This window comes from Rhodococcus sp. BH5, from assembly GCF_027583855.1.
Lineage (GTDB): Bacteria > Actinomycetota > Actinomycetes > Mycobacteriales > Mycobacteriaceae > Rhodococcus_F > Rhodococcus_F qingshengii.
The window spans coordinates 450,154-475,335 of record NZ_JAJHVW010000003.1 but is presented as its reverse complement, the minus strand read 5'-3'; the positions used below and the strand labels follow the sequence as shown (position 1 = coordinate 475,335).

The following is a 25,182-nucleotide window of genomic DNA, read 5'->3' as shown; positions in this document are numbered from 1 at the left end:
AGTGATGGGGGTGGCTAGATGAGGCCGCGTCGACGCGCCTCGTCGGCGAGTCCGCTACGGCCCCACTGCACGACGAGGTTGGATGGATCGAATTCAACCGAACCGCCGAGGGATTCGGCGATCGCCTGGAACTGGGCGCCTTCCTCGAGGAGGACGACGAACTTCGCGAGGTCGAGCAACCCGCTGCGGCCGATGACGTTGACCCCGCCGTTGGCTTCGAAGATCGCCACCAGATCGGGATCGTGTTCGAGACGCTCGAGAATGAAATCGCCTGCAGAACGGGACCGATCGATGTGCGGCGGAATCTCTCGGGAGAGCGTCAGCCTCTGCGAAGCCGCATAGCGGATGGGTAGCGTCCGATGTGTCTGTGCCCAACCGCCGAGCCACGGTGTGTGGATGTGGACAACGCTGGTGATTTCCGGATGCTGACGGAAGACCGATGCGTAGCCGGTGACAAATCCGGCCGATCCGTTGCCGGACAGCACCTCTCCATCGAAGGTGGCGACAACCGGTGACACCGACGGATCGTTCGCCCACGGTCCCGGATCGTTCAGGGCGACCGCGATTTCGGTGCCGGGTACTCGTTCGACGAAGTTGACGGTCCCGTTGGCTGCAACCGTTCCGGTCTTGCGGAAGACGTCGAATGCCTTGTCTGCTGCTTTGCGAGCTTCTTCGACGAATGCTGCGGTTTCGGTGTCGAGTCGAGTTTCGGTGGTGGTCATCGAGTCTCCAGTCCAGAAGGTGTGATCGGGGTGCGCTGCAGGAGGGGAAGAACTTCTTCGCCGACGCGGTATGCCTCTTCGAGATGCGGGTTACCGGCGAGGATGAAGGCGTCGACGCCCAGTTCGCGCAGCTCGTCGAGTCTTTCGGCGACCTGCTCGTAGCTGCCGACCAGCCCGAACGCCGGTCCGCCGCGGATGAGGCTGAAGCCGCACCACACGTTGGGTTGCACTTCCAGATCTCGGTAGCCGGTGATGTGTTCGGGTACCCAGCCTTTGATGCGGGCGGCGCCCACCGAATCGCCCTGGGCTGCACGGTCGGCGGCCCCCTTGTCGACGAAGGCCCAGCCTTTCTCGATCTCGGCCCACGCGGCTTCCTCGGTGTGCCGGGCAACGACGTCGATGCGTACGGCGAACTTTGGGGTGCGTCCCAGCTTGGCCGAGTTCTCCCGCACGCCGTCGATCTTGGCTCTCAGATCGGCGTACGGTTCCAGCCAGGAAAGGTAGTAATCGGAGTGCAGTCCGGCGGCGGCGACGGCTGCGGCCGAAGATCCGGAGAAGTACACCTCGGGAAACGGTTGGCCGGCAAGTCCGGGTGGCAGTGCAGCGCCGTGGGTTTGGAAGAAGCGACCGTCGAAGTCGAAAGGTTCACCGGCCCACACACCTTTGAGGACATCGAGGAACTCGGACGTCCTGGTGTAGCGATCGTCGTGGTCGACTTTGTCGCCCCACCACAGCTGAGGCGCTCCACCTCCACCACTGATGATGTTGTAAACCAGACGTCCGCCGGTTGCTCGCTGCAGACTGGCCGACATCCGCGCTGCCTGTACCGGGTGAAGGAACCCCGGTTGGAACGCGACCATGAAACGGTAGGTGGTGGTCTCGGCGGCCAACGCTGCTGCGGTCGCCCACGGATCCTCGGTCATCGGGAAAGACGGCAGAAGTCCACCGAGGAACCCTGCGGACTCGGAAGCCTTTGCCACCGCGGCCATGTGGTCGATGTAGCTGTATCCGTCCAATTCGCCGCCGCGGATCGCGGGAGCAATGTTGCCCGGCCCGTATCCACCGGCATCGCCGCGGTTGTAGCGACGCGGAGTACGCAGCGACGCGTGGTCGCCTTCCATCCCGATCCGCCAATAGAAATCGATGCTCATGCGGTGGCCTTCTCTTCTGTGGTGGCCTTCTCTTCCTTGCGAATCCGACCCTCGGGATCGACCAGGTGCAGGAGATGCTCGCCCGCCCGGTGCAGCTCTTCGATGTGTGGCCGACCGGACAAGACGAAACCGTCCACGCCGATATCGCGATACGACGACAATCGCTGCGCCACCTCCTCGTAGCTTCCGACGAGGCCGATACTGTGCTCGTAGCCGATGCGGTCGAATCCGGACCACAGGATGCCGCCCCGATCGATCTCGAGTGCAGCGGAATCGGCTTCTCTCAGTTGCCGTTCGACGCGAGCCCAGGCTTCGTCCGCTGTTTCCCTCGCGATGATCGGGATGCGCAGGACCTTCTCGACGGTCCTGCCGAGTTCGGATGCTCGGTCGTCGAGGGTGGTGATCCGTGTCGACAACTCGTCGCCGGCAAGGGTGAACTGATGGACATCGGCATGGTGGGCCGAGAGTTCCAGAGCTTCCGGCGAGTCCCCGGTCAGATGTACTCGGGGAAAACGGAGTCCCGACAAGATGCCTCGGAATCCGCCGCCGAGTACGTCGTAGTATTCGCCGTCGAAGTCGTAACCCGTACCGCCGAATCCGCCAGGGAGAATCTGCTCCTCGTTCCATACGCCACGGGCCACGGTCAGGAACTCCGCGGCGCGCGCGTAGCGGTCGGCTCCTCGAACCACGTCGCCGCGAGCAGCGGCGTCTTCGGGGTCCGTCTCTACCTTCACTCGCCATTCGAGACGACCTGCCGACAGGCGCTGAAGTGTCGCCGACATTTTGGCGGCGTAGACGGGGGTGCCGAAAGTGGGGTGAAACTCCACGACCACTCGCGAATGACGCGTCTGACGTAGGGCGGCGGCAGCAACGATCCAGGATTCTTCGCCATTCGGATCGTACGGTGCAACAACGCCGTCGACGCCCGACAGTTCGGCGGCGAGAACGATCTGTGCCAATTCGTCGAAGGGCCCGAAGTTTCCGGGACGAACATCGGTCGCGACGGTAGTCGGTCGCTGCGGCCCGAAGCCGCCGCGACTGTTCAGTGCGGCCACCGCCCGGCGTCCGTCACCGCGAGACGGTAGCTCCCAGTAGACGTCCGTCATTCTGCTGTGCCCTTCTGCGCAACAAGGTTGCGTGCCTGTTCCAGTGGTTCGTGCGCCACCCAGGACTGCAGGTCGAAGTCGGCGGCAAGGAAGCCGTGCGCATACAGGAATTGTTTCTGCACGCCGAGCAGGTCCACACGCTCGTCAGACAGGCTCAAATGCAGTCCGGTGTGGAAGTTCTCGCCGTACGCTGCCACCACACCTTCGGGCCCCGACTGTGTTTCGGTCTGCAGAACGGCTCGGACCTCGTCGATGTTGGCTGCGGCCCAGTCCGCCGCTCTCAGGCTCTCGGCGAGGAAACCCACGACGATGTCCGGGCGTTGTTCGAGTAGGTCGGCATGAACTGTGATCGGTCGTGGGGTGCCGTTGTTGACGCGATCACGTAGCGATGCAGTGGAATCGAGATCGACGGCAACGGCGAGGCCATGTTCGCGGGCAACTTCCTGGGCGCGGGCACCCTTGACGTAGATGGCGTCGACGTCGCCGCGTAGCAGGGATTCGACGCCCCACGTCGTGTTGCGGGTGGACGAGGCGGTGCGGACCTCGGGGGCTGCCGTCGTCGCAACCTCGACGAGAGTGACGTCGGCAAAACTCAACTCGCCGAGTCGAAGTGCGGAGGCGAAGCCGTGCAGGGCCATGGCACGGGGGAAGCTCCTGGCCTGATCTGCCGCCCAGGCCGGGATGCCGATCCGAGCGCCTGCCAGAAGACCGGCTTCTCGGATGTCGGAGTCTCCGCGCACCAGGATTGCCTGGGCCTCGTCGATCCAGGTGAGCCCGATGAGCCTCGTCGGAGAACCACTGGCACGCGCAGCCAGTGCGGGGACGTTGCCGCCTTCGCGAATGAGTCCGGAGAGGTGGTGATCGAAATGGCGCACTGCCAATTCCGGTCCGGCATCTTGCAGTACGCCGAAACGCACTCCGGATTCGTTTGCCGTCCGGTCGAGCCAACCGAGACTGTTGGCGAGGCCGCTGGCGGTGGGAACGGGGCAGCGGGTGTACCAGAGTGTGTCGATTGCGGAATCAGCGATCAATGTCATGACTGTCCTGTCCGTCGGGGAAGGTGCGACCGACGCCGAGTTCCTTCAGGAAACTCGCTCGGTAGCGCAGAGATTCGGGATCGTTCCGATCGCGGGGGCGTGGCAGGTCGATGTCGACGTCCACGGCAAACCCGCCCTTGTCGAGGATGAGCACACGGTCGGCAAGTCGTACGGCTTCGTCGACGTCGTGCGTGACGAGCAGTACTGCCGGACGGTGGCGGGCGACCAGATCGCCTACCAGGTCTTGCATTTGGAGCCGTGTCAGAGCGTCGAGGGCTGCGAACGGTTCGTCGAGTAGCAGCAGTTCAGGTTCACGGACGAGAGCGCGCGCCAATGCGACGCGTTGGGCCTCGCCGCCGGAGAGGGTGGCCGGCCAGGCGCGGTGCTTGTCCGCGAGGTTGACCTCGGCGAGTGCGTTGCGTGCATTGTCGGTCACCTGACGTGACCGTTTCTGTCCGACTGTGACATTGGCCAGAACTCGCTTCGACGGTATCAATCGCGGTTCCTGGTAGACGACCGTGCGGTCGCGTGGGACCAGCACATCACCGCTGTCCGGTGCTTCCAAACCGGAAAGCACTCGCAGCAGGGTCGTCTTGCCGGTACCGCTGGGGCCGAGGAGAACGACGAACTCGCCGCGCGTGATCTCGAGGTCGATACCACCTAGAACAGTCTTGTCACCGAACGACTTACGCACTCCGGTGAGCGAGACCGCTACCGGTGATCCGGCACGTCGCTCGGCCGCGGTGGTGCCGGTCCGCTCACGGGCTGCCAACGGCGGCAGAGGTGCTTCGGTGGATGGCAGCGAGCCGATGGTTGTATTCGTCATCGCGCCACCGACAATCTCCGCCACGGCATGGAGTACCGCTCGATCAGTCTGACGATTGCGTCGAAGATGAGTCCCAGTGCCGCGTACATGACGATGCACAGAACCATGTAGTCGGTGCGGTTGTATTCCTGCGCCAGGGTGACCAGATATCCGATGCCCTCACGTGTGCCGACCTGCTCGGCGGCGATCAATCCGGTGATGCTGAGCGACAGGCAGATTCGAAGCCCCATCAGAACACCGGGGAGGGCGGTCGGAAGAATTGCTCCGAACACCAGTCGCCAACCCGTCAGGCCGAAACCCTGTGCCGCTTCCACCATCTTGCGATCGACTCCGCGCACTCCCAGGTAGGTGTACGCGTACATGGGGGCGACGGTCGCGACGGCGATCAGGACTACCTTGAAGGTTTCGTCGATACCGAACCAGGCGATGAACAACGGAACGAGCGCGAGGAACGGAACCGCGCGGTTGATCTGCATGGTCGAGTCGATCAGTTCTTCGCCGAGCGAGGAGAGACCGGACAGAACCCCGAGCACCAATCCGACGATCACACCGACCGAAACACCGAGTGCGGCACGTTGAAGCGACGCGAGACCGAAGTCGACCAACTGACCCGACTGGTACAGCTCGGCGAATGCCGTCCACACCGCCGGAGGTCCGGCCAGGATCTCTTCGCGGATCAGTCCGGTAGCGGATCCGATCCACCATCCGGCAACCAGCAGCGCGGGCACGAGGAAGCGGAGTGGGATCGAGACCCACTTGGGCCTGCTGCGATTGCGGCGGTAGCGGGGCGTTTCGAGTTGCGGATGCTCCACTGACGGCGACGCAGTTCGTGCGGGCCGGGTCAGCGTCACCATCGGGTCACTTCCCCTCGGTGGTGGGTGCTGCCGCTGCCGAACCTGCCACAGCACCCTGGAGGTCGAAGATCACGTCACTGCCCTTGATCGGCTGCTGGATCACCTTGTTGTCGGCGAACAACGTGGAGATCGATTCGAGGTCGGTAGCGTCGGCTGCAGTCGGGTAGCGGAAGTTGGTGATCTGGCCGCCCAGGGTGATCGCGTCGTCGAGTCGCTGTCCGGAGAGTGCGCGCGGACCGGTCTGTTCGAAGACGTTCTCGAATGCTGCCGGGTCGGCCTGCTGCTTCGCGGTGAGTTCCTGGGTGACCTCGAGGAACTTCTGGACTACCTCGGGATGCGCTTCGAGTACTGCGGTGCGGCCGGCGATGATGGTGCTGTCCACGGAGTCGATGCTCGCCTCGGTTGCGATCTCGACCGCGCCCTTGGCCTTGGCCTCCTGATACGGAATCAGGAACGATGCCCACGCGTCGACCTGCCCGGTGGAGAACGCCGACGCCGCGTCAGCCTGTTGCAGCGGAACACGTTCGACGGAATCGATCGGCACTCCGGCCTGTGTCAGAGCCTTGAGCGTGATGTACTCGCCCTTGCCTGCAGGGTTGACGGCAATGCGCTTGCCGGCCAGATCTGCGACGGTCTTGATGCCGGACTCCGGAGTGGCGATGATGCCGGCCTGGTCCTTGTTGTACGGGTCGGACGTGGCGAAGATGCGGACACCCACGTCCTTGGACAGTGCGCCGACGACGGGACTGTATGCGCCGGTTTGGATGTCGAGTTCACCGCTGTTGAAGAGTTTGAGGTTGGAGCTGAATCCCGGTGTGGTCTTGACCCATTCGATCTTCGCGCCCAGCGGTGCCAGCGCCTCGTCGTAGGTTCCGTCACGCTTGCCGACGGCGATGGCACCGGAGTTTCCGGGATCGAAAACTTTGAGCGTGAAGTCTGCGCTGGAATTGCCTGCGGCGCTGTTGGAATCGGAAGACCCACACGCCACCGCCAACCCGGCCAGCGGGATCATGGCGAGCGCAGCGGCAGCTCGTGGCAATCGGCGGAAGCGGGACATGTATGTGGCTCCTTCAGGCGTTGAATCGTCAGAACTGACGACGATGACGCTATTGGGTGCTTGTCCGTTTTACCCCCGTTTGTTTTCTGGAGATTGGAAATCTTGACAACATCGGAAGTCTGTTCATCTGGGCTTTTGCAGGTCCACGTTCGGTTCCTTTCCATCTGATGGAAAGGATGGCCGGACTGCTGGGTCCGTGTTAGCGTCCGATTCTCAGGTCGATCAGGCCACAGCGAAAGGATCGTTCGTGACGGACGCACGCGGCGCGGGAGTTCAGACGGTAACCCGTGCCCTGACCATGCTCACATGTTTTCGCAGTGGCGAAGAACTGGGAGTCTCGGAAGTTGCGCGGCGACAAGAGCTTGCGGTCAGCACCACGCATCGATTGCTGCAGTCGCTCGTCGACGCGGGATTTCTCGAGAAGGACGACGCAACCAGTCGGTATCGCATCGGCGCGGCGCTGGCGGCTTACGGACAGGTCTCCTACCGGCAGCATCGGATCTATCTGTCCGAGCCCTATTTGGAGCAATTGGCCGCGACGACAGGAGCATCCGCTTCCCTGGCAGTGCGAAGCGGAAGTGAGGTGGTGTTGCTCGGATTCAGTCGGTGGCGCGAGGCCGACGGGCACGTGCTGCAGGGTGTCCGCCTTCCCTTGCATGCGAGCGCACTGGGGAAAGCCTTTCTGGCTTGGTCCGATGTCGACGATTCCGAACTTGCTGCGCTGCCACGTGAAGCGACCACTCAGCGTGCGATCACCGATGTCGCCGGTATCCGCCGGGAACTGGAACTGACTCGTGAGCGAGGATACGGATTCAACGACGAGGAGTTGACCCCGGATTTCCGAACGATCGGAATTCCGATAATCGATGGATCTGGCACTGTGCGTTACGCTCTCGGGCTTCGTGGTCCGGTCGAGCTGATGATCGACGAACGGATTCCGTTCCTCGCGGATCTTGCCAAGGTGACTGCACGACAGATCGGTGAGGTCCTTCTCTGACGTGATGTGAAAGCGCTTGTGGCAGATCCGGCCGAACGTGATTACCGTTGAAGTCGAGGGCGCGATCGCACAATGGCTACGCGACGTGACCGCGTCCTCGCGAGCGTGGAGACGAGTGATGACGACGATCGGTGTCGTTGCCCTGTTGCTGGGCGTCCTGTTGATCGTGGTCGAGGCGCATGCCCCAACCGCGGGGGTGCTCGGTGCGCTTGGAGCACTCATGATCGGTGCCGGCGTGTGGATGCTCTTCACGTCCGACGGTATCGGGCAATTGATCGCGATTCCGGTGACGGCGGGGGTCGCGGTAGTCGGCCTGGGCGTGGTGGCGGTAGCGAGTCGAAAAGCGCTTACCGCGCGCCGCGCTCCCGTGCGTACGGGGACGGAATCTCTTGTCGGCTCGGACGCGACCGTTCGCAGTTGGACCGGTGCGCAGGGTCAGGTCGAGCTCGACGGCGGATTATGGCGTGCTCGAATGGAATTCGGGTACGACGATTCTGTGCCCGCCGTGGGCGAATCCGTCGTCGTAGAGCAGGTTCGAGGCCTGACTCTGAAAGTGCGCCGTCGTGAACCGTGGGAGCTGCCGCTATGACCACCGTGCTTGTCGTGTTGTCCGTGTTTGTCGTGCTGATTGCAGTCCTTGTGGGCATGTCGGTGAGAGTTCTGCGCGAGTACGAGCGCGCGGTGGTGTTCCGCCTCGGTCGACTGATCACCTTGAAGGGTCCTGGTCTGGTGATTCTGGTGCCGGCGATCGATCGTATGGAGCGGGTCAGTCTGCGAACCGTCACGCTGAAAATACCGGTCCAAGAAGTGATTACCCGCGACAATGTTCCTGTGAAGGTCACCGCCGTCACGTACTTTCGGGTCGTCGACGCTGACCGTTCGATAGTCGAAGTCGAGGATTTTCTGGCCGCCACCTCACAGATCGCCCAGACCACACTGCGCTCCATCCTCGGTAAAGCTGAGCTGGACTCGCTGCTATCCGAACGTGAACGCCTCAACGAGGATCTGCAGAAAGTCATCGACCAGCAGACCGAACCGTGGGGAGTCAAGGTCACGACCGTCGAGATCAAGGACGTCGAGATTCCGGCCAACATGCAGCGCGCCATCGCCAGGCAAGCAGAGGCCGAACGAGAGCGGCGAGCCAAGATCATCAACGCCGACGCCGAGTTTCAGGCTTCGGCCAAGCTCGCCGAGGCGGCCGAGGTGATCAGCCGCAATCCGACCACCCTGCAGTTGCGTTATCTACAGACGCTTCACGAGATCGGTAGTGAGAACAACTCCACCGTTGTCTTCCCCTTGCCGCTGGATCTTGTCCGGCCCTTTATCGGTGGCGGAGTTGCGGCAACTCCCGCGACCCAAGAACATGCCCGTTTCGCCTGGAATGCGAAAGTTGTTGATTAGCATCTAGTTTCGGTTCTCCGTCCCTTGTATTCGAAACTATGTTCGATTAGACTTTCGGCATGGATAGTCGGGAAGCGTGGCAACTGGATGGCGTGGGCCTCAAGGGTGAGGTTCTGGATCTGGTGCGTGTCCGGCACGAGTTGCAGTCGCGGATGGTGTTGCTGATCGTGGAGATGTTTTCCCGTGAGGTTCTCGGCGGGAAGGGTTTTCGGGCGATCGCGCAGTGGTTGCACGGTTCGACGAATCTGGAGATCGGCGAGTGCAGTCTGCTGGTCGGGTTGGCGCGGTTGTTGATGCTCGAACCCGTGGTGGCGGATGCGTTTCATCGCGGCGATGTGGATGCGTTGAAGGCGCGGCAGGTGGCGTCGTTTTGTCAGCATCCGCCGAAGAACATGACCCTGGCGGATGTGGACAAGGCCCGCGGGATCTTGCTCGGTTTGGCGTCGAAGAACATCGCTGATTGTGATGCGGTGCGGGCGGCGATTCGGCGGATCGAGAAGCAGTACGGCAAGCGTGAGGACGGGGTCCCGGTCGGCGAGGACTCTGAGCGTAACGAGTTCTACGCGTCGAAAGGTTTGTACGGGCGGGTGACCGTGAAGGGTGATCTGGATGCGGTGAACGGGGCCCGGTTGATCACGTTGTTGTCGAGTCTGTCGGCTCCGACGCCGGAGAAGGACGGCGTGAAGGACACGCGTACTCCGGCGCTACGGCGGGCGGACGGGTTCTGCGAACTACTGCGGCGGTACGAGCGGGCGGGGTTGGGTCCGATCGAAGGCGGAGTGAAACCGCACATCACGGTCACGGCCAGCGCGAAAGACATGACGGACCTGAAAGCATTGAAGGATATGTTGCCGTCGACTCAGGAACTGGGGTTCGTGTGGGCGGATTGGGTGGGCCCGATCAGTATCGATACTGCCCGGATGTTGGCGTGCGACTGCACCGTGACGCGGATTTTGTTGGACGAGAATGGTGTTCCGCTCGAGTGCGGTAAGGAAGCGAGAACGGCGACGGTACCCCAGCGGCGGGCGTTGGCGGTTCGTGATGGTGGGTGTGCGTTTCCGGGGTGCGGGACTCCGTCAGGGTGGTGCGATGCCCATCATATTGTTCACTGGAACGATGGTGGCCCAACAGATCTCGACAATCTGATCTTGTTGTGCGGTCATCACCATCGGACGCTGCACCACACGGAGTGGCGGGTGGAGATCGGCCCGGATCGGAAATCGGTGTTCTATCCACCGATGTCGATCGATCCGTATCAACAGCCGATCGGCGGGAACAGCCCACCTACAGCAGCCTGAACGGGCGCAACTGAATACGTACACACCGGGGCATAGCCATGCCCCGGTGTGTACGGCGTGTGCGGTCAGAGCATCGTCGAGATATGGTCCGGAAGCGCGACACCTGAGTCGAGATCCTCGGACGGGATCGGTTCACCGAAGTGCGTAGCTGCGGGAACTACTCCAGCCCAAACGGTTTCGACACCAATGTCGGCGGCATCGTCGCCGGGGCCGCCGGTGCGGGCCTTGACGGAAGCCTCGTACAACGGCAGTGCAAGAACGATGGTTGCCGCCATTTCCTTGCGCGTGTGATCCCGAAGGTGTTGGGAACGTCCGGGAACCACCTGGTCGACGATCAGATTCAAAGCCTTCACGCGCTCGTCGCCGTCGGTCACGACTCGAGGTGATCCGATGATGACGCCGCTGCGGTAGTTCATCGAGTGGTGGAAGCCCGACCGAGCCAACACGAGCCCGTCGAGGATCGTGATGGTGATGCAGATTTCGCTGTCGGGAGCCAAACTCCGTGAAGCGACTGAACCGTGAACATAAATAGATCCGCCGCGGTCGGGGCCGTCGAGGTCGAACCCGTAGGCGGTGGGAAACACCATGGGAACTCCGCCGACGGTCACACCCATGTGGCACAGCTTCGCGGACTGCAAGACGTCGACGAGTGCCGCGCGTTCTGCGACGCCGTGGTGGCGGGCGCGCTTGTGCGTCGTACGTGCTGTCGGGGACAGCGGAATAGGTGCAGTGGGGGCAGGAGCAGGGGCAGCAAAGACAACGGAATCTGTCATGCAGACAATGCTGGTGGCAAAGTGGCTTGAAGTCATGGTCCAATCAGTGGAGACTTCGATAGGCCACTTCCGGGAGGGTTCTGAATGTTTCTGCCTTCGGCGGTAGCCGTCGTCCTCGACCGGACAGATCGGCGGGCGCTCCCGGTCCAGATTGCCGACCACCTCAGAGCTGATATCCGCAGTGGTAAGGCGGCAGTGGGTCTGAGGTTACCCAGTTCCCGGAAGCTGGCGGCGGAGCTCGAGGTGGCGCGGGGCGTCGTGGAACGGGCGTATGAGCAGTTGATCGCCGAGGGTTGGCTTGTCGCTGTGCACGGCTCAGGCACCTTCGTTGCCGAGGCGCCCTCCCCCATGGTCACTCCCACGACTACACCGAAGAAGGCCGCCGACAAGATGTCACCCAGGGTGCAGCTCCGGCCGGGCGTGCCGTGGACGCCACCGCGTGCATCGGCAGCGTGGCGGCGGGCGTGGCGTGACGTCGGGTCCAAACCGCCACCTTTCGAGGATCCCGATCCTGCGGGTGACTACGAATTGCGTTCGGCACTATCGGAATTACTGGCAAGAGCCCGCGGAATGTCGGTTGAACCCGAGAGAATCCTGATCACCTCAGGTGCCACGCATGGTCTCGGCCTCGCCCTGTCGGCTCTGCGTACCCGTGGTGCTGTTCTGGCGATGGAAGATCCCGGATACCGGTATGCGTCCTCGGCCGCAACAGCCTGTGGATGGTCGCTGCTCGACGTGCCCGTCGACGCTCATGGTCTCTGTGTCGACCAACTCGAAACTGCGTCGGAGAGCGTCCGTGGCGTGTATGTGACACCGTCCCATCAGTATCCGACGGGTGGGCTGCTTCCGGTAGGTCGGCGCAACCAGTTGATCGAGTTCGCCCGCGTCCGCGACGTCGTCCTGTTCGAGGACGACTACGACTCCGAATTCCGTTACGACGTAGCGCCTTTGCCTGCGCTTGCCCAGTTGGCTCCTGATCGGGTGGTGTATCTCGGAACAGTTGCCAAGACGCTCGGCGCCGGAATTCGATTGGGCTGGTTGGTAGCTCCCCTCGACCTGGTTGACCGCATAGCAGTACACCGCAAGCGAATCGGCGACTTCCCGTCGGTTCCGCTGCAGCAAGCACTCCTGTCCCTGCTCCGTGACGGCGAATGGGATCGAGCGGTGCGTACCGCCCGGCGCAGGTACCGGGAGCGTGATCGGGCGGTCGAGGAAGCGCTGTCATCGTTCGGTGAACTGCGGGGTCTCGGCGCCGGCATGCACACGACGCTCATGCTCGACGCGGATCTGGCAGCCGCCGTCGCTCGCGAGGCACTTGAACACGGCGTCGAAGTGCCCACCCTGGTCGAGTCCACCCGAACGCACGGAGACCCCGGCGGATTGGTCATCGGCTACGGACGGGTGGAATCCGCGGACCTCGAATATGCGCTCGAGGTGATAGCCGAGTGCCTCGCACGTCACAGCGCGTGAAGTCTCGTTGATCGGGAGTGCGGCAACGGATGGGCGTGGTCCAGTTCTAGCGTCTGCTCGTGACGATCCGAAGCCAGACCTTTCCGCACCTGCTCGCACCAGGCACCATCGGCCCGATGACCGTGCCCAATCGCGTGGTTCTCCCTGCGATGGACATGAACCTGTGTGAAGACGGGGAAATCGAAAAGGGCGACATCGACCACTTCGTGGCGCGTGCAGCTGGTGGAACGGGTCTGATCATCACCGGTTGCTGCGCTGTTGCGTATCCGCTGGGCTGCACCAGCCGCAAGGAACCGGGGCTTTCGGAAGACCGGTTCATCCCCGGTCTCAAGGCGTTGGCCGACGCAGTCCACGACGCAGGCAGCAAGCTCTGTGTGCAGATGACACACCACGGCAAGGTGGCGCGCATCGATACCCTCGACGGCCGACCGCAGTTGGTCCCGTCCACGCCGAAGCCGCCGGGTGACATGAGCGCGATGGCCGATTGCACGCCAGAAGAACTGGGCAAGATGGCTGCCATCAACGAGGGCAAGAGGGCTACGTACCACGAGGCAACCAAGGAAGATCTTGATTGGCTGGTTCGCATGTTCGCCGAGGCTGCCGGACGGGTGAAGGCGGCGGGCGGCGACGCCGTCGAGATTCACTGTGCCCACAACTACGTCCTCGGAGCGTTCCTGAGTCGGTACACGAATCAGCGCAGCGACGAGTACGGAGGTTCCATGGAGAACCGTGCTCGCCTCGCTTGTGAGGTCATTCGGGCGGTCAAGGAGGAGGTCGGTGGTGCGCTCGCCGTCATCGTGCGTCTGGCCGGTCAAGAGTACGGCGAAACCGACGGGCTGACGGTCGACGAGGCTGCTGCGGCCGCGAAGATGTTCGAAGAGGCCGGCGCTGACGCCATTCACGTCACCGGTACCGCGCTGAATGCTTTTGCCAACTTCACCGACGGCCCCCTGCCCGACAAGGTCGGCTACTACACCGACAATGCAACGCGAATCAAGCAGGCGATATCGATCCCCGTGATCACGGTCGGACGTATGCTCCCCGAGGTCGGCGAGAAGATGATCGCGGAAGGTCGCACGGACTTCGCCGCAATGGGCCGCCAGCTCCTGGCCGATCCACAGTTGGTGAACAAACTCAAAGACGGTTTACCCGAGCGGGTTCGGCCTTGCATCAATTGCTACGTCTGCGTGCAGGAGAACTTCTGGGACGAGACCCCGCTGTGCGCGGTGAACCCTGCCCTGGGCAACGAAGCGCTTCTCCCCTTCGTTCGGACCAGCACTCCGAAACACATTGTTGTGGTCGGAGCGGGCCCCGGTGGTCTCGAAACGGCTCGCGTGGCCGCTGAACGTGGGCACCGAGTCACGGTGTTGGACAAATCCGATCGCCTCGGCGGCACCCTGTGGTTCTCGAGCCTCACTACCCCGGACAACGGGCGTCTGCTCAGCTGGTTGAAAGTGGAAATCGAGCGTCTCGGTGTCGATGTTCGACTGAAGACCGAAGCCTCGGTTGCCTCGATCCGGGCACTGAACCCCGACGCCGTAGTCGTGGCCACCGGTGCAGTCCGTGAGCGGCCTAGCGTTCCGGGCGGTGATCTCCCGCACGTGCACACCGGTGATTCGTTGCGCGCGTTGATGACCGGAGCGGGAGACGTCTCACAGGTACCGCCGTTCCTGCGGACGATGGCCAAGTTGGGCAAGCTGTCCGGTATCACCAAGAGCCCCGCGGCGATCCGAGCTGTGACCCGCAAGTTCCTGCCCATGGGTAAGGACGTTGTCGTGATCGGTGGTTCGCTTGTCGGACTCGAGCTCGCGGAGTTCCTGGCCGAGCGAGGTCGCAATGTGACGCTGATCGAAGAAGGCCAGCAGTTGGGCATTCCGATGGCGATGCCGCGCCGCTGGACGGCGGTGCGGCACGCCAAGCATGTCGGCGTGAACATTCACCGCAATTCAACGGTGCAGCGCATCACCAAGGAGCACGTCGAATTCCGTTCCGGTGACAAGACACGGACCGCTCCGGCCGACATGGTTGTCGTCGCCTCGGGAGTGTCGGCGCAGGCGCCACTGGCCGATTCTCTGATCGGCGTCGTCTCCGACGTGCACGTGGTCGGTGACGCGGTGAACGTCGACTACATCGAGGGCGCGATGCACACGGCGTGGAAAGTCGCGATGGATCTGTAGTTCAGCGTCAGGTAGCGCTTTGTGCCGCAACGATGTCCGGCCACCAGCGGGCCGCGACATCGGGGTGCGCACGTAGTCGACTCTTGAGGGCGTTCGCCCCGTAGGAATCGTGGATCGGGTTGTTCGCGTCCACGGTGACGCCGGTGGCGCGCGCCGCCAGCTCGGGAGGTAGGTCGAACTCCGGGATCTGCGCTGCGTAGTTCGGGTTGAAGAAGAACGGCACCGAGATACGTTCACCGTCGCCCTCGGGTGAAACTACCCGGTGCACAGTCGCTTTCAAGTAGCCGCCGGTAGCGACCTCGAGCAGTTCGCCGATGTTGACCACCAGCGCCCCGTCGATCGGCGGCGCGTCGATCCAGTCGCCGTCGTGCTCGACCTGCAGACCGCCCTTGCCCGGTTCGACATAGAGCAGAGTCAGCACACCCGCGTCCTTGTGTCCGCCGACGCCCTGGGAGCCGGCACCTTTCGGGCGGCCCGGGTAACGCACCACCTTGATGAGGATCGACGGATCGTGAGCGAACGCGTCGTCGAAGATGTTCGCATCCTGGCCCAGGGCTACCGCCCATTCGCGTAAGAGGCTCAATGCGATCGAGGTGAGTGTGTCGTTCCACTCGGTGATGACGTCGCGGAGTTCGGGAAGGGCGTCGGGCCACTGGTTGGGGCCCTGCAGGATCTCCCAGGCCGGTGAGGTGTCGGTGCGCTCGGCCGCGGGCTGTTCGGCCCCGATGTCGATCTGCTCGCGCCAGTCCTGCTTGCCTTCGGTCAGTTCGCCGCCGAGCCGGGTGTACCCACGGAAGTGCGGGCTGCGGACGTTCTCGATCGCGAGCTTCTCGGCAGTCGGCAGCGCGAAGAACTCGCGGGCGACGGCGAGGAGGCGGCGCTGCAGTTCGTCGGGAATTCCGTGGCCGACCAGGTAGAAGAATCCGACCTCGTGGGTGGCCTCGCGGAGCTGAGTGCGGAACTGCTCGGCGGTGTCGGGGTTCTGCGCAAGCGACAGATCGAGCACTGGCAGCGACGTAATCGACATGGGGTCCTCGATCCGTGTGATGGTTCTGACGTCCATCATTCCACGCTGAGCGGCACCCGGACCCGCACGGCAATTCGGCAGCCGCAGGCGTGATTACCCGCGCGGATGCGAAAACACCCTGCGGATAACAGAATCGGGGCCTTGCGCCGTTGGCGCAAGACCCCGAATCAGTGTGAGTCGAATTAAGCTTCGTCTGCGCCGATGATGAACGCTTCGAGCTCGATGCGAGCCTTGTCGTCGGCCATCTGGACCGGCGGGGACTTCATCAGGTAAGCGGAAGCCGGGTAAACCGGTCCACCGATGCCGCGGTCCTTGGCGATCTTGGCTGCGCGGACGGCGTCGATGATGATGCCGGCAGAGTTGGGCGAATCCCAGACCTCGAGCTTGTACTCCAGGTTCAGGGGAGCGTCACCGAAGGCGCGGCCTTCGAGGCGGACGTATGCCCACTTGCGGTCGTCGAGCCACTCCACGTAGTCCGAGGGACCGATGTGGACGTTGCGGTCGTGAACCTTGCCGGCAAGTGCGCCGGTCAGGTTGGACGTCACGGCCTGGGTCTTGGAAACCTTCTTCGACTCCAGGCGATCACGCTCGAGCATGTTCTTGAAGTCCATGTTTCCACCGACGTTGAGCTGGTAGGTGCGGTCCAGCACGACGCCGCGGTCTTCGAACAGCTTCGCCATCACGCGGTGGGTGATGGTGGCGCCGACCTGGCTCTTGATGTCGTCACCGACGATCGGGACGCCGGCGTCCTTGAACTTGGCAGCCCACTCCGGGTCGGAAGCGATGAAGACGGGCAGAGCGTTGACGAATGCCACGCCTGCGTCGATCGCGCACTGTGCGTAGAACTTGTCAGCGTCGTCGGAACCGACGGGCAGGTAGGAGACGAGGACGTCGACCTGAGCGTCCTTGAGTGCCTTGACGACGTCGACGGGCTCGGCGTCGGACAGCTCGATGGTCTCGGCGTAGTACTTGCCGATGCCGTCGAGGGTCGGGCCACGCTGAACGGGAACGTCCAGGGGCGGGACGTCGGCGATCTTGATGGTGTTGTTCTCGCTCGCGAGGATCGCCTCGGAGAGGTCGAAGCCGACCTTCTTGGCGTCGACGTCGAACGCAGCGACGAACTGCACGTCGCGGACGTGGTACTTACCGAACTTGACGTGCATGAGGCCGGGGACCGTCTGGGTCTCGTCGGCATCCTTGTAGTAGTGGACGCCCTGAACCAGGGACGAGGCGCAGTTACCCACGCCCACAATGGCTACGCGCACCGCGGTGCTGTTCTCACCCATGGTCGGGTTCTCCTTCTTTCCGGGATGTTCCTGTTGTCGATTGCTCGGCTGCGATCAATTCGTTGAGCCAACGCACTTCGCGTTCACTCGATTCGAGTCCGAGCTGATGGAGCTGACGGGTATAGCGGTCCAGCGATCCGCTGGCCCGACCGACGGCCTCGCGGAGCCCCTCACGGCGCTCCTCGACCTGGCGTCGCCTGCCTTCGAGGATCCGCATCCGCGCTTCTGCGGGGGTGCGGCTGAAGAAGGCGAGGTGAACGCCGAAACCGTCGTCGGTGTAGTTCTGCGGCCCGGTGTCGGCGACCAGTTCGGTGAACCGTTGCCGACCTTCCGGAGTGAGCTGGTAGACGCGACGCGCCCGACGCTTGAGCGTGCCGGTGGCAGTGTCGACGTCTTCTGAGATCAATCCGTCGGCTTGCATGCGCCGCAGTGCCGGGTACAGCGATCCGTACGAGAACGCGCGGAATGCGCCGAGCAGACCAGTGAGCCGCTTACGCAGCTCGTATCCGTGCATCGGTGACTCGAGGAGCAGCCCGAGGATTGCGAGTTCGAGCAACTGACAAACCTCCCGAGTCGTTGAACCTAACCGCTTGATGCGATAACCAACTATATCGCGCCGATATATAAAACCACACTGCGGCCCGATACGTGTACCAAGGTGTCACGGCTAGATCAGGGGGTGAACGGGTAGATCGACATGATTTCGCCATCGAGGGCAGCGGTCAGGTACCCGCTCTCGTCGAGGTCGTTGCCGACGTGAATCTGGATGGTCGGAACATTTTCGGTGCTGTCGACAGAGACGTACCGAGTGGTCGGATTTTGCACCGACGTCGTTGTTCCGGCGCCGTCGAGCAGGGCGATCACGATGCGAGGATCGAGCTGTCTGACGTCGATCTGTGTCACGTCGGGTTCGCGTGATCCTCCTGAAGTCGTGTCCTCGAGGTCGCCTCGGTAGTAGCTGTCCAGGCTCTTGCGCGGCGCGGCGGGATCGGCGCGCGTTACGCGTGCATAAGTGGGATAGATGGTCATCTCGTCGACCAGTCCGCTGCCGTACTCCGTTTCGATGGCATGGAACATCGCCCCCAGGCCGTCGACGGTGTGTAACTGTGGCTCGGGGCTCGAGAAGATCGTGACGTCGGACGCGGCGTATTTGATTCCGAAACCGACAGCCGAGACCAGTGACAGCGCGATGATCACAACGGCGATCCAACGCGTGTCCAGCGAAGGTTCTTTCCGAAGAATGGGTAGGGACGCCTCGGTCTGCAGATCGGACGTCAAATCTTCGAGATCGCCGAGAGTGACTGCCACCGCGGCGAGTTCGGTCAATTCGTCGTGCTCGGTCGCCGTGAGTTGTCCGTCGGCGAAGGCGGAGTCCAGCACTGCGCAGGTAGCCTCGCGATCGGCATTGCGAGCGCGGGTGGTCCTGGTCAGATCGTTCGGCATGTCCGGGGCCTATCGAGGAGTGAAGGGAGACAAGCGGATCGGGCGGCCATCCGGGGTCAAATCCATTGAGCCGCTCGCGCCGAGGTTGTTGCTGGCGTAGATGGAGACGCGTGGATCGTCGCTCGACGAACTCATGCTGATGTGTGTGATCTCGGCGTCGGGGACGTTGAGATTTGCGGACACTCCTGCCAGATATCCGGCGAGTTTGTCGATGTCGACGGCAGCGAGGTCGAAGGTGACGGTGCTGGCTGCTCGAGTCGACGTGCTGTCGCGTGGTGTGAAACCGCCTCGAAAGTCGATGTCTTCCTCCAGGTTCGGCGAGACAGCGGCGGCGCGAGTGACGCTTGCATAGCCGTCGTAGAAGTTGGCGGAATCGATTATCGTCGTGCCGTACTTGGCGCTGTATCTGGTGATGAATTCCCCGATCCCGCTTGCGGTGACCGTGTTCAACGTCGAACTCACAATGGGGGCAAGCGGTTCGACGTTTTCGGCTGCCGCCGGTGGAGGCGGTGGGGGTGAAGGGTCGGCGGACAAGGTGAGGTACCCGATCAGGCCGGCGAAGATAGTCGATGCGGCTGCGAGGTACCAGATCTTGTCGATACGGCGAACTTTGGCGACGGCGTTGCGCAGCGTTGCTTTCTGCAGATCGCGGACCAGCAGATCGAGCTGTCCGAGCGTGGTCGCGGTCATGGCCGATGCCGTTCGGTTCGCATGCTCGTCGACCGTGATCTGTCCGTCGGACAGGGCGGAGTCGAGAACGGCGCAGGTGTCGGAACGGTCGACGTCGCGCGCGCGGGTGCGCGTAGAGGTAGTAGTCGGGGACCCACTCACCGGCTCACCCTAGCTCCCGTACGGGTAGGAACGAGAGATCTCGCCCCACGGCGTGACCTCGATGCGTCCTTGGTGGCCGAGTCCGTTCTCTGCATAGATCGCGATCTCCGGGACGCCGTAGTTCGCGTTGAGGATCACGGCGGTGATCGTCGCGTCCGGCACTTTGATGAATTCGCCGATGTTTTCCATGAACGGCGTGAGTTTGTCGATCTGGATGGAGCCGAGGTCGAACGTCGGCTGATCGCTTCTGCGAGGGGTGTTGTTCGGCTCGATCTGGAATCCACCCCAGAAGCTGATGCGCTGGGTCTGAGCCGGTGCACCGGGTGCTGCGCGTTGGACCGAGGAATGCTTCTCGTGGAAGCTCGCGCCGTCGACGAACATGTCGCCGAACTCTTCTCGATACCTCTCGATGAATGCGCCGATTCCTTCCGGCGTCAACGTGTCGATGTGTGCGATCAGGATCGGTTCGACGGTCGGCTCCGGCACCGGGGTGGTGGTCGGCAACGGCGGAGCGAGGGAAGTAGTGCTGGCATAACTGGCTGTGATGTCTTCCGAGGGCGTCAACGGTGACCGACTCCACGCCACTGCTGCGATCGCGCCGACGACGATCAGAGCAGCAGCACCGACGAACACGGCCTTTCGTGCCGTCGACGTCCGAGGCACCGTTTTGGTCTCGATCTTCGGCACCTGCAGATCGTTGACCAGGCGTGCGAGTGCGAGCAGGGTCTTCGCGGACTTCGCCTTCTCGGTCCGGTCGAAGTAGTCCTCCGCGCTCAACTGCCCTTCGGCGTACGCGGCGTCCAACACATTGCACGTTTCGACGCGATCAAGATCACGAGCGCGCGTCATCGGAGAACGAGAAGACTTCACAGGAAGTGATCGTAATGGCTGGTCGCCATGCCTCCAGCCCCCGAAATGTGTTCATCGTGACCCTCCCGAACCGTCCGTCGCGGCACGGACGCACGTACGCTGGTCAGGTGCGGATACAGCGGCAAGTTGTGGACTACGCGCTCGCGCGTCGGTCTGTGCTGGCCGAAGTGTCTGCGGGTCGGACCGACGTCAAGCAGGTGTGTGACGCCGATCCGTACCTACTCAGAGCCGCGAAGTTCCACGGCCGGGGCAGCGACGTCGTCTGCCCCATTTGCCGCAAGGAACAGTTGACGCTCGTGTCCTGGGTGTTCGGCGACAAGCTCGGTCAGGTTTCGGGATCGGCCCGAACCTCGGACGAGCTCGCTCGGCTTGCGGAAACAGCAGAGGAGTTCACGGTGCACGTTGTAGAGGTGTGCCGTACCTGCAGTTGGAACCACTTGGTGCAGTCCTATGTGCTCGGCGCAGTACCTGCGCCGCCGCGACCGCGGCGAGCACGCCCACCAAGCCGGCGCACCGCCAGCGAGTAACGCCACACCCGAAGAAGGGCCCGATCGAAGTCTGCACGTGATCGGTCCGTGACCACTGGAGATTTGATTCGTGAGTTCCCCCAGCAACAACAACCCGGGCGGCAACAACCCGGGTGGCCGTCCCGTCGGTCCCAACCGTCCCGCCGGACCTCCTCAGGGTCGTCCGCCGCAGGGACGTCCCATGGGCCCACCACCGCAGGGACGCCCTCCGATGGGTCCGCCCCCTCAGGGTCGTCCGCCGCAAGGTCGTCCGATGGGACCCCCGCCCCAGGGTCGTCCGCCGCAAGCCCGACCTTCGGGCCCGCCTCCTCAGGGCCGCCCCGCCGGTCCCCCTCCTCAGGGTCGTCCGCCGCAAGGCCGACCTGCCGGCCCGCCGCCTCGAGATCGCGCCGTAGGCGCTCAGGCGAACGAACCGACCCAGCGCGTCGCGGCAGCAGCAGCGACCACCCGTAGCAACGTGGGCACCCGCCCGCCGGTCGGACCTCCACCGACGAAGCCACCGACAGGTGGCTCCGGTGGCGGTGGCAACGACGGACAACCCCCGAAGGGAAGAAAGAGCACCGTGAAGAAGAAGTCCAAGTGGCGCACAGTTCGCCGCTCGGCCTACGTCTTGGTGGCGCTCGGTCTTGTTCTGCCCGTCCTTGCCTTCATGGCGGCGTACATCGTGCAGGACGTCCCCAAGCCCGGTGACCTCAAGACCAATCAGGTGGCGACGGTCTTTGCCGCCGACGGCACCACGGTGATCAGCACTGTCGTCCCGCCAGATGGCAACCGCGTCGAGGTCTCGCTCGATCAGGTACCGCCGCACGTTCGCAACGCTGTTCTGGCCGCAGAGGACCGCGATTTCTACTCGAACCCGGGCTTCTCGATCTCCGGTTTCGCACGCGCGGCCCGAGACAACGTCCTCGGTCGCGACAGCGCCGGTGGTGGCTCGACCATCACGCAGCAGTACGTCAAGAAGGCGCTTGTCGGCTCGGAGCGTTCGCTGACGCGAAAGATGAAGGAACTCGTCATCTCCTCGAAGATGGCCAACGAGTGGTCCAAGGACGACATCCTCGCCGCGTATCTGAACACCATTTACTTCGGTCGCGGCGCATACGGCATCGGCGCAGCATCCAAGGCTTACTTCGGTAAGCCCGTCGACCAGCTGTCCATCGAAGAAGGCGCCGTCCTGGCGTCGTCGATCCAGCTTCCGTCGCTCCTCGATCCCGAGACCAACCCGACAGGCGCGAAGTCCCGTTGGGATTACGTGCTCGACGGCATGGTGTCCGCCGGCACGCTGGATCAGGCCGCGCGCACGCCGATGCAGTACCCCGCCTACATCCCGCTCGCCCAGGTCGACAACAGCAGCCAGGGCTCGACCGGACCCGAAGGCCTGATCAAGCGTCAGGTGCTCAAGGAGATCGGCGACGCTGGAATCAGCGAGCAGTTGCTCAACACCGAGGGCTTGCAGATCACCACGACCATCGACCCGCAGGCTCAGGCCGCAGCGGTCGAGGCAGCCCGTTCCAATATGGAGGGTGAGCCGGAGAATCTGCGTACCGCAGTTGTCTCGGTCGATCCGAAGACCGGAGCCGTCAAGGCGTACTACGGCGGTGAGGACGGCGCGGGATACGACTTCGCGAATGCCGGACTTCAGACTGGTTCCTCGTTCAAGGTGTTCGGCCTCGCAGCCGCCCTGGATCAGGGAATCCCGCTCTCGCAGATGTACGACAGCTCACCGCTGACCGTCAACGGCATCTCCATCGGCAACGTCGAAGGTGAAAGCTGCGGCACCTGCACCATCGCAGAGGCGCTCAAGCGTTCGCTGAACACCAGCTTCTACCGTCAGATGCTCAGCCTCGACGGCAACGGCCCGCAGGAAATCGCGGACATCGCTCACAAGGCAGGCATCCCGAAGGACATCCCGGGCGTCGGCCCGTCGCTCACCGAGGCCGACGGTTCCGGCCCCAACAACGGCATCGTGCTCGGCCAGTACCAGGCCCGCGTGCTCGACATGGCGTCGTCGTACGCGACACTCGCCGCGTCCGGTACGTATCACGCACCGCACTTCGTGCAGAAGGTCGTCGCGGCCGACGGCACCGTGCTGCTGGACCGCGGCGCGCCCGCCGGTGAAGACCGCATCGACGCTGCCGTGGCGGACAACGTGACGGCTGCGATGCAGCCGATCGCGGCGTACTCGCGCGGTCACAACCTGGCCGGCGGACGTCTGTCGGCGTCGAAGACAGGTACTGCGCAGCTCGGTGACACCGGAGCCAACAAGGACGCGTGGATGGTCGGCTACACGCCGTCGCTTTCGACCGCGGTCTGGGTCGGAACTCCCGACGGTGAAGCGATCACCAATTCCGGTGGCGCGATGATCTACGGCTCGGGTCTGCCTTCGGACATCTGGAAGGACACGATGGACGGCGCCCTCGAGGGCACCGACAACGAGAAGTTCCCGACGCCGGGCAAGATCAACGGTCAAGCCGGTGGTGTTCCGGAGTACACGGCTCCCGCACCGCCCAAGACGTCGGCGCCGCCGACCACCGCACCGACGACGACGGAAACCACTCCGCCGCCCGTGGTGACAACGACGCAGGTCGAGGTTCTGCCGGGCATCACGATCCCGATTCCGGGCATCTCCCGGCCGACGACAACCACGCCACAGGTACCGGGGGCAGGCGAGACCACCGAGGAAGAACCGGCAGGTGTGAGCCCCGGCCAGTAGTTGGAGGGTGGTCGGTTCGAAAGACGGTAACCTCGCGGAGTGGCCGCGAATGCTGATGATGCCGAACCGACCTCCCCCGCTCCGCTGGCCGAAGATCTTCGTTCGGCGGATTGGCGGGACGTTCCCAGTCGCAACGACGCGATGGTGTCTGCGCTGTCGGGAACCGTCGGCGGTCCGGTAGGTCGTCACGCACTGATCGGGCGCACTCGCTTCTTCACACCGATGCGAGTGATCCTTCTGCTCGCCGTGGTGTTCTTGGCTTTCGGCTGGTTCGCCAAGGCGGGCTGTATTCAGCAGGCGCCGGTCGGCGAGAGCGGGCAGGTCGGCCTCGACTGGAGTGGCAGCCGTCAGTACGTGGCGATGTGTTACTCCGATACCGTTCCGCTGTACGGAGCCGAACGCCTCGATCAGGGAGCATTCCCGTACAAGACGTCGTGGGAAGAAGTACGCGGCGACGGTTCGATCCAGATGCGGTACATGGAGTATCCGGTCATCTCGGGGCTCTATCAGTACGGCGCAATGAAAGTCGCGAAGGCGTGGGATTCGATCACCTGGCTGCCGGGCGCGATTCAGGTGGCGCTCTATTTCAACGTCGTGGCGTTCGGGTTGGCGTTGGCGTGGCTGGTCACCGTGTGGGCGAGCACCCTGCTGGCCGGACGACGAGTGTGGGACGGCGCTCTGATCGCGTGCTCCCCGTTGGTGATCGTGCACGTGTTCACGAACTTCGATCCTCTGGCGACGGCGTTCGCGGCGGGTGGGTTGTTGGCGTGGGCACGCAAGCGGCCCGTGCTCGCGGGAATCCTGCTCGGCCTGGGCGGCGCCGCAAAGCTCTACCCGCTGCTCCTACTGGGACCGCTCTTGGTCCTGTGTCTGCGCGCGGGCAAGACGAGGGACTGGCTGGTGACCGCTCTCAGCGCGGTCGCGGCATGGCTTGCGGTGAACCTGCCCATTGCCGCGCTGTACCCCCATGGTTGGTACGAGTTCTTCCGGCTCAACTCCGAACGCGGGGCCGATCCGGATTCGCTCTACAACGTGATCGCGTCGTTCACGTCGTGGAAGGGCCTCGACGGTCCTCTCGCACAGGGTGAGTCGCCGTCGAATCTCAACGCCGTCTCTCTGCTTTTGTTCGTGGCCGTCTGCATCGGTGTCGGATACGTCGCCCTGACGGCGCAGCGTCGTCCGCGAGTTGCGCAGCTGTGCTTCCTGTTGGTGGCGGGCTTCCTGCTCACCAACAAGGTGTGGAGCCCGCAGTATTCTCTGTGGCTGGTGCCGCTGGCCGTGTTGGCCTTGCCGCACCGCAGACTCCTGCTCGCGTGGATGACCATCGACGCCCTGGTCTGGGTTCCACGAATGATGTATTACCTCGGTGTGTCCAACAAGGGGCTGCCCGAGCAGTGGTTCACCGGAACCGTCGTGATCCGGGACATCGCGGTACTCGTTCTATGCGCGCTGGTGCTCCGGCAGATCTACCGGCCGTCGGAGGATCTCGTGCGGTACGGGTTCATCGACGATCCGGCGGGCGGTGTTCTCGATCAAGCACCGGACAAACAACCTGCCTGGCTACCCGGTTGGCTGAAGCCGTCCAAGGCGAAGGAACCGCAACCCGTCACGGTCTGAGG

The 25,182-nt window shown here is 63.4% G+C and carries 23 protein-coding genes; 9 read left to right on the top strand and 14 right to left on the bottom strand.

The window, feature by feature from the left end; translation table 11 throughout:
- Positions 1–14: 14 nt before the first annotated feature.
- Genes RhoBH5_RS11260 through RhoBH5_RS11230 form a run of 7 tightly spaced genes read right to left on the bottom strand, consistent with a single transcriptional unit; the run spans position 15 to position 6,753 of the window.
- Complete coding sequence (locus RhoBH5_RS11260) at positions 15–722, bottom strand: class II aldolase/adducin family protein (protein WP_054187225.1); 708 nt, start codon at positions 720–722, stop codon at positions 15–17.
- On the bottom strand, positions 719–1,873 hold the full coding sequence (locus RhoBH5_RS11255) for an LLM class flavin-dependent oxidoreductase (protein WP_050656906.1): 1,155 nt from the start codon (positions 1,871–1,873) through the stop codon (positions 719–721). The genes RhoBH5_RS11260 and RhoBH5_RS11255 overlap by 4 nt, the downstream gene beginning before the upstream one ends.
- Complete coding sequence (locus RhoBH5_RS11250) at positions 1,870–2,979, bottom strand: LLM class flavin-dependent oxidoreductase (protein WP_050656907.1); 1,110 nt, start codon at positions 2,977–2,979, stop codon at positions 1,870–1,872. Before RhoBH5_RS11250 ends, RhoBH5_RS11255 begins: the two co-directional genes overlap by 4 nt.
- Positions 2,976–4,016, bottom strand: coding sequence for an ABC transporter substrate-binding protein (locus RhoBH5_RS11245; RefSeq protein ID WP_007735503.1), 1,041 nt, complete (start codon positions 4,014–4,016; stop codon positions 2,976–2,978). The genes RhoBH5_RS11250 and RhoBH5_RS11245 overlap by 4 nt, the downstream gene beginning before the upstream one ends.
- Complete coding sequence (locus RhoBH5_RS11240) at positions 4,000–4,842, bottom strand: ABC transporter ATP-binding protein (RefSeq protein ID WP_030537943.1); 843 nt, start codon at positions 4,840–4,842, stop codon at positions 4,000–4,002. Before RhoBH5_RS11240 ends, RhoBH5_RS11245 begins: the two co-directional genes overlap by 17 nt.
- Entirely contained in the window at positions 4,839–5,696 is an 858-nt protein-coding gene (locus tag RhoBH5_RS11235) for an ABC transporter permease (protein ID WP_003946011.1), read from the bottom strand. The genes RhoBH5_RS11240 and RhoBH5_RS11235 overlap by 4 nt, the downstream gene beginning before the upstream one ends.
- A 4-nt stretch (positions 5,697–5,700) precedes the next feature.
- Positions 5,701–6,753, bottom strand: coding sequence for an NrtA/SsuA/CpmA family ABC transporter substrate-binding protein (locus RhoBH5_RS11230; RefSeq protein ID WP_058039347.1), 1,053 nt, complete (start codon positions 6,751–6,753; stop codon positions 5,701–5,703).
- Between the two features lie 247 nt (positions 6,754–7,000).
- Here RhoBH5_RS11230 and RhoBH5_RS11225 point away from each other — a divergent pair, with 247 nt between their 5' ends.
- The 4 genes from RhoBH5_RS11225 to RhoBH5_RS11210 all read left to right on the top strand — a co-directional run bounded on the left by RhoBH5_RS11225 (position 7,001) and on the right by RhoBH5_RS11210 (position 10,449).
- Complete coding sequence (locus RhoBH5_RS11225) at positions 7,001–7,750, top strand: IclR family transcriptional regulator (RefSeq protein ID WP_030537941.1); 750 nt, start codon at positions 7,001–7,003, stop codon at positions 7,748–7,750.
- A gap of 118 nt (positions 7,751–7,868) precedes the next feature.
- Positions 7,869–8,339, top strand: a complete 471-nt coding sequence (locus RhoBH5_RS11220) for an NfeD family protein (protein WP_007735511.1) — start codon at positions 7,869–7,871, stop codon at positions 8,337–8,339.
- Positions 8,336–9,151, top strand: a complete 816-nt coding sequence (locus RhoBH5_RS11215) for a slipin family protein (RefSeq protein WP_270008291.1) — start codon at positions 8,336–8,338, stop codon at positions 9,149–9,151. The genes RhoBH5_RS11220 and RhoBH5_RS11215 overlap by 4 nt, the downstream gene beginning before the upstream one ends.
- 59 nt (positions 9,152–9,210) lie before the next feature.
- Positions 9,211–10,449, top strand: coding sequence for an HNH endonuclease signature motif containing protein (locus RhoBH5_RS11210; RefSeq protein ID WP_270008290.1), 1,239 nt, complete (start codon positions 9,211–9,213; stop codon positions 10,447–10,449).
- 65 nt (positions 10,450–10,514) lie between these two features.
- Here RhoBH5_RS11210 and RhoBH5_RS11205 read toward each other — a convergent pair whose 3' ends face one another.
- The gene (locus RhoBH5_RS11205) at positions 10,515–11,222 is read right to left on the bottom strand and encodes a pyridoxamine 5'-phosphate oxidase family protein (RefSeq protein WP_019746065.1); all 708 of its coding nucleotides are present in this window, start codon (positions 11,220–11,222) and stop codon (positions 10,515–10,517) included.
- Positions 11,223–11,306: 84 nt separating this feature from the next.
- Here RhoBH5_RS11205 and pdxR point away from each other — a divergent pair, with 84 nt between their 5' ends.
- Complete coding sequence (gene pdxR, locus RhoBH5_RS11200; protein WP_042448051.1) at positions 11,307–12,692, top strand: MocR-like pyridoxine biosynthesis transcription factor PdxR; 1,386 nt, start codon at positions 11,307–11,309, stop codon at positions 12,690–12,692.
- A 59-nt stretch (positions 12,693–12,751) separates the two neighbouring features.
- On the top strand, positions 12,752–14,869 hold the full coding sequence (locus RhoBH5_RS11195; protein ID WP_270008289.1) for an NAD(P)/FAD-dependent oxidoreductase: 2,118 nt from the start codon (positions 12,752–12,754) through the stop codon (positions 14,867–14,869).
- Between the two features lie 7 nt (positions 14,870–14,876).
- Here the strand turns inward: RhoBH5_RS11195 and RhoBH5_RS11190 are convergent, their stop codons facing one another.
- The 6 genes from RhoBH5_RS11190 to RhoBH5_RS11165 form a co-directional block, all read right to left on the bottom strand.
- The gene (locus RhoBH5_RS11190; RefSeq protein ID WP_270008288.1) at positions 14,877–15,935 is read right to left on the bottom strand and encodes an isopenicillin N synthase family dioxygenase; all 1,059 of its coding nucleotides are present in this window, start codon (positions 15,933–15,935) and stop codon (positions 14,877–14,879) included.
- A 143-nt stretch (positions 15,936–16,078) separates the two neighbouring features.
- Complete coding sequence (locus RhoBH5_RS11185) at positions 16,079–17,182, bottom strand: inositol-3-phosphate synthase (protein WP_003945979.1); 1,104 nt, start codon at positions 17,180–17,182, stop codon at positions 16,079–16,081.
- Positions 17,175–17,738: a PadR family transcriptional regulator gene (locus RhoBH5_RS11180; RefSeq protein ID WP_003946014.1), complete on the bottom strand. Its 564-nt coding sequence runs from the start codon at positions 17,736–17,738 to the stop codon at positions 17,175–17,177. Before RhoBH5_RS11180 ends, RhoBH5_RS11185 begins: the two co-directional genes overlap by 8 nt.
- Before the next feature lie 116 nt (positions 17,739–17,854).
- A complete protein-coding gene (locus RhoBH5_RS11175; RefSeq protein WP_054827438.1) occupies positions 17,855–18,625 on the bottom strand; it encodes a DUF1707 SHOCT-like domain-containing protein in 771 nt (256 codons plus the stop codon).
- 9 nt (positions 18,626–18,634) lie between these two features.
- The gene (locus tag RhoBH5_RS11170) at positions 18,635–19,456 is read right to left on the bottom strand and encodes a DUF1707 SHOCT-like domain-containing protein (protein WP_063315405.1); all 822 of its coding nucleotides are present in this window, start codon (positions 19,454–19,456) and stop codon (positions 18,635–18,637) included.
- A gap of 9 nt (positions 19,457–19,465) precedes the next feature.
- Positions 19,466–20,305: a DUF1707 SHOCT-like domain-containing protein gene (locus RhoBH5_RS11165; protein WP_270008287.1), complete on the bottom strand. Its 840-nt coding sequence runs from the start codon at positions 20,303–20,305 to the stop codon at positions 19,466–19,468.
- 128 nt (positions 20,306–20,433) lie between these two features.
- Here RhoBH5_RS11165 and RhoBH5_RS11160 point away from each other — a divergent pair, with 128 nt between their 5' ends.
- From RhoBH5_RS11160 to RhoBH5_RS11150, 3 genes are all read left to right on the top strand, one after another.
- Complete coding sequence (locus tag RhoBH5_RS11160) at positions 20,434–20,853, top strand: DUF5318 family protein (RefSeq protein ID WP_042448217.1); 420 nt, start codon at positions 20,434–20,436, stop codon at positions 20,851–20,853.
- Between the two features lie 562 nt (positions 20,854–21,415).
- A complete protein-coding gene (locus RhoBH5_RS11155; RefSeq protein ID WP_007735524.1) occupies positions 21,416–23,563 on the top strand; it encodes a transglycosylase domain-containing protein in 2,148 nt (715 codons plus the stop codon).
- 39 nt (positions 23,564–23,602) lie between these two features.
- The gene (locus tag RhoBH5_RS11150) at positions 23,603–25,180 is read left to right on the top strand and encodes a glycosyltransferase family 87 protein (RefSeq protein WP_270008286.1); all 1,578 of its coding nucleotides are present in this window, start codon (positions 23,603–23,605) and stop codon (positions 25,178–25,180) included.
- Positions 25,181–25,182: the final 2 nt, after the last annotated feature.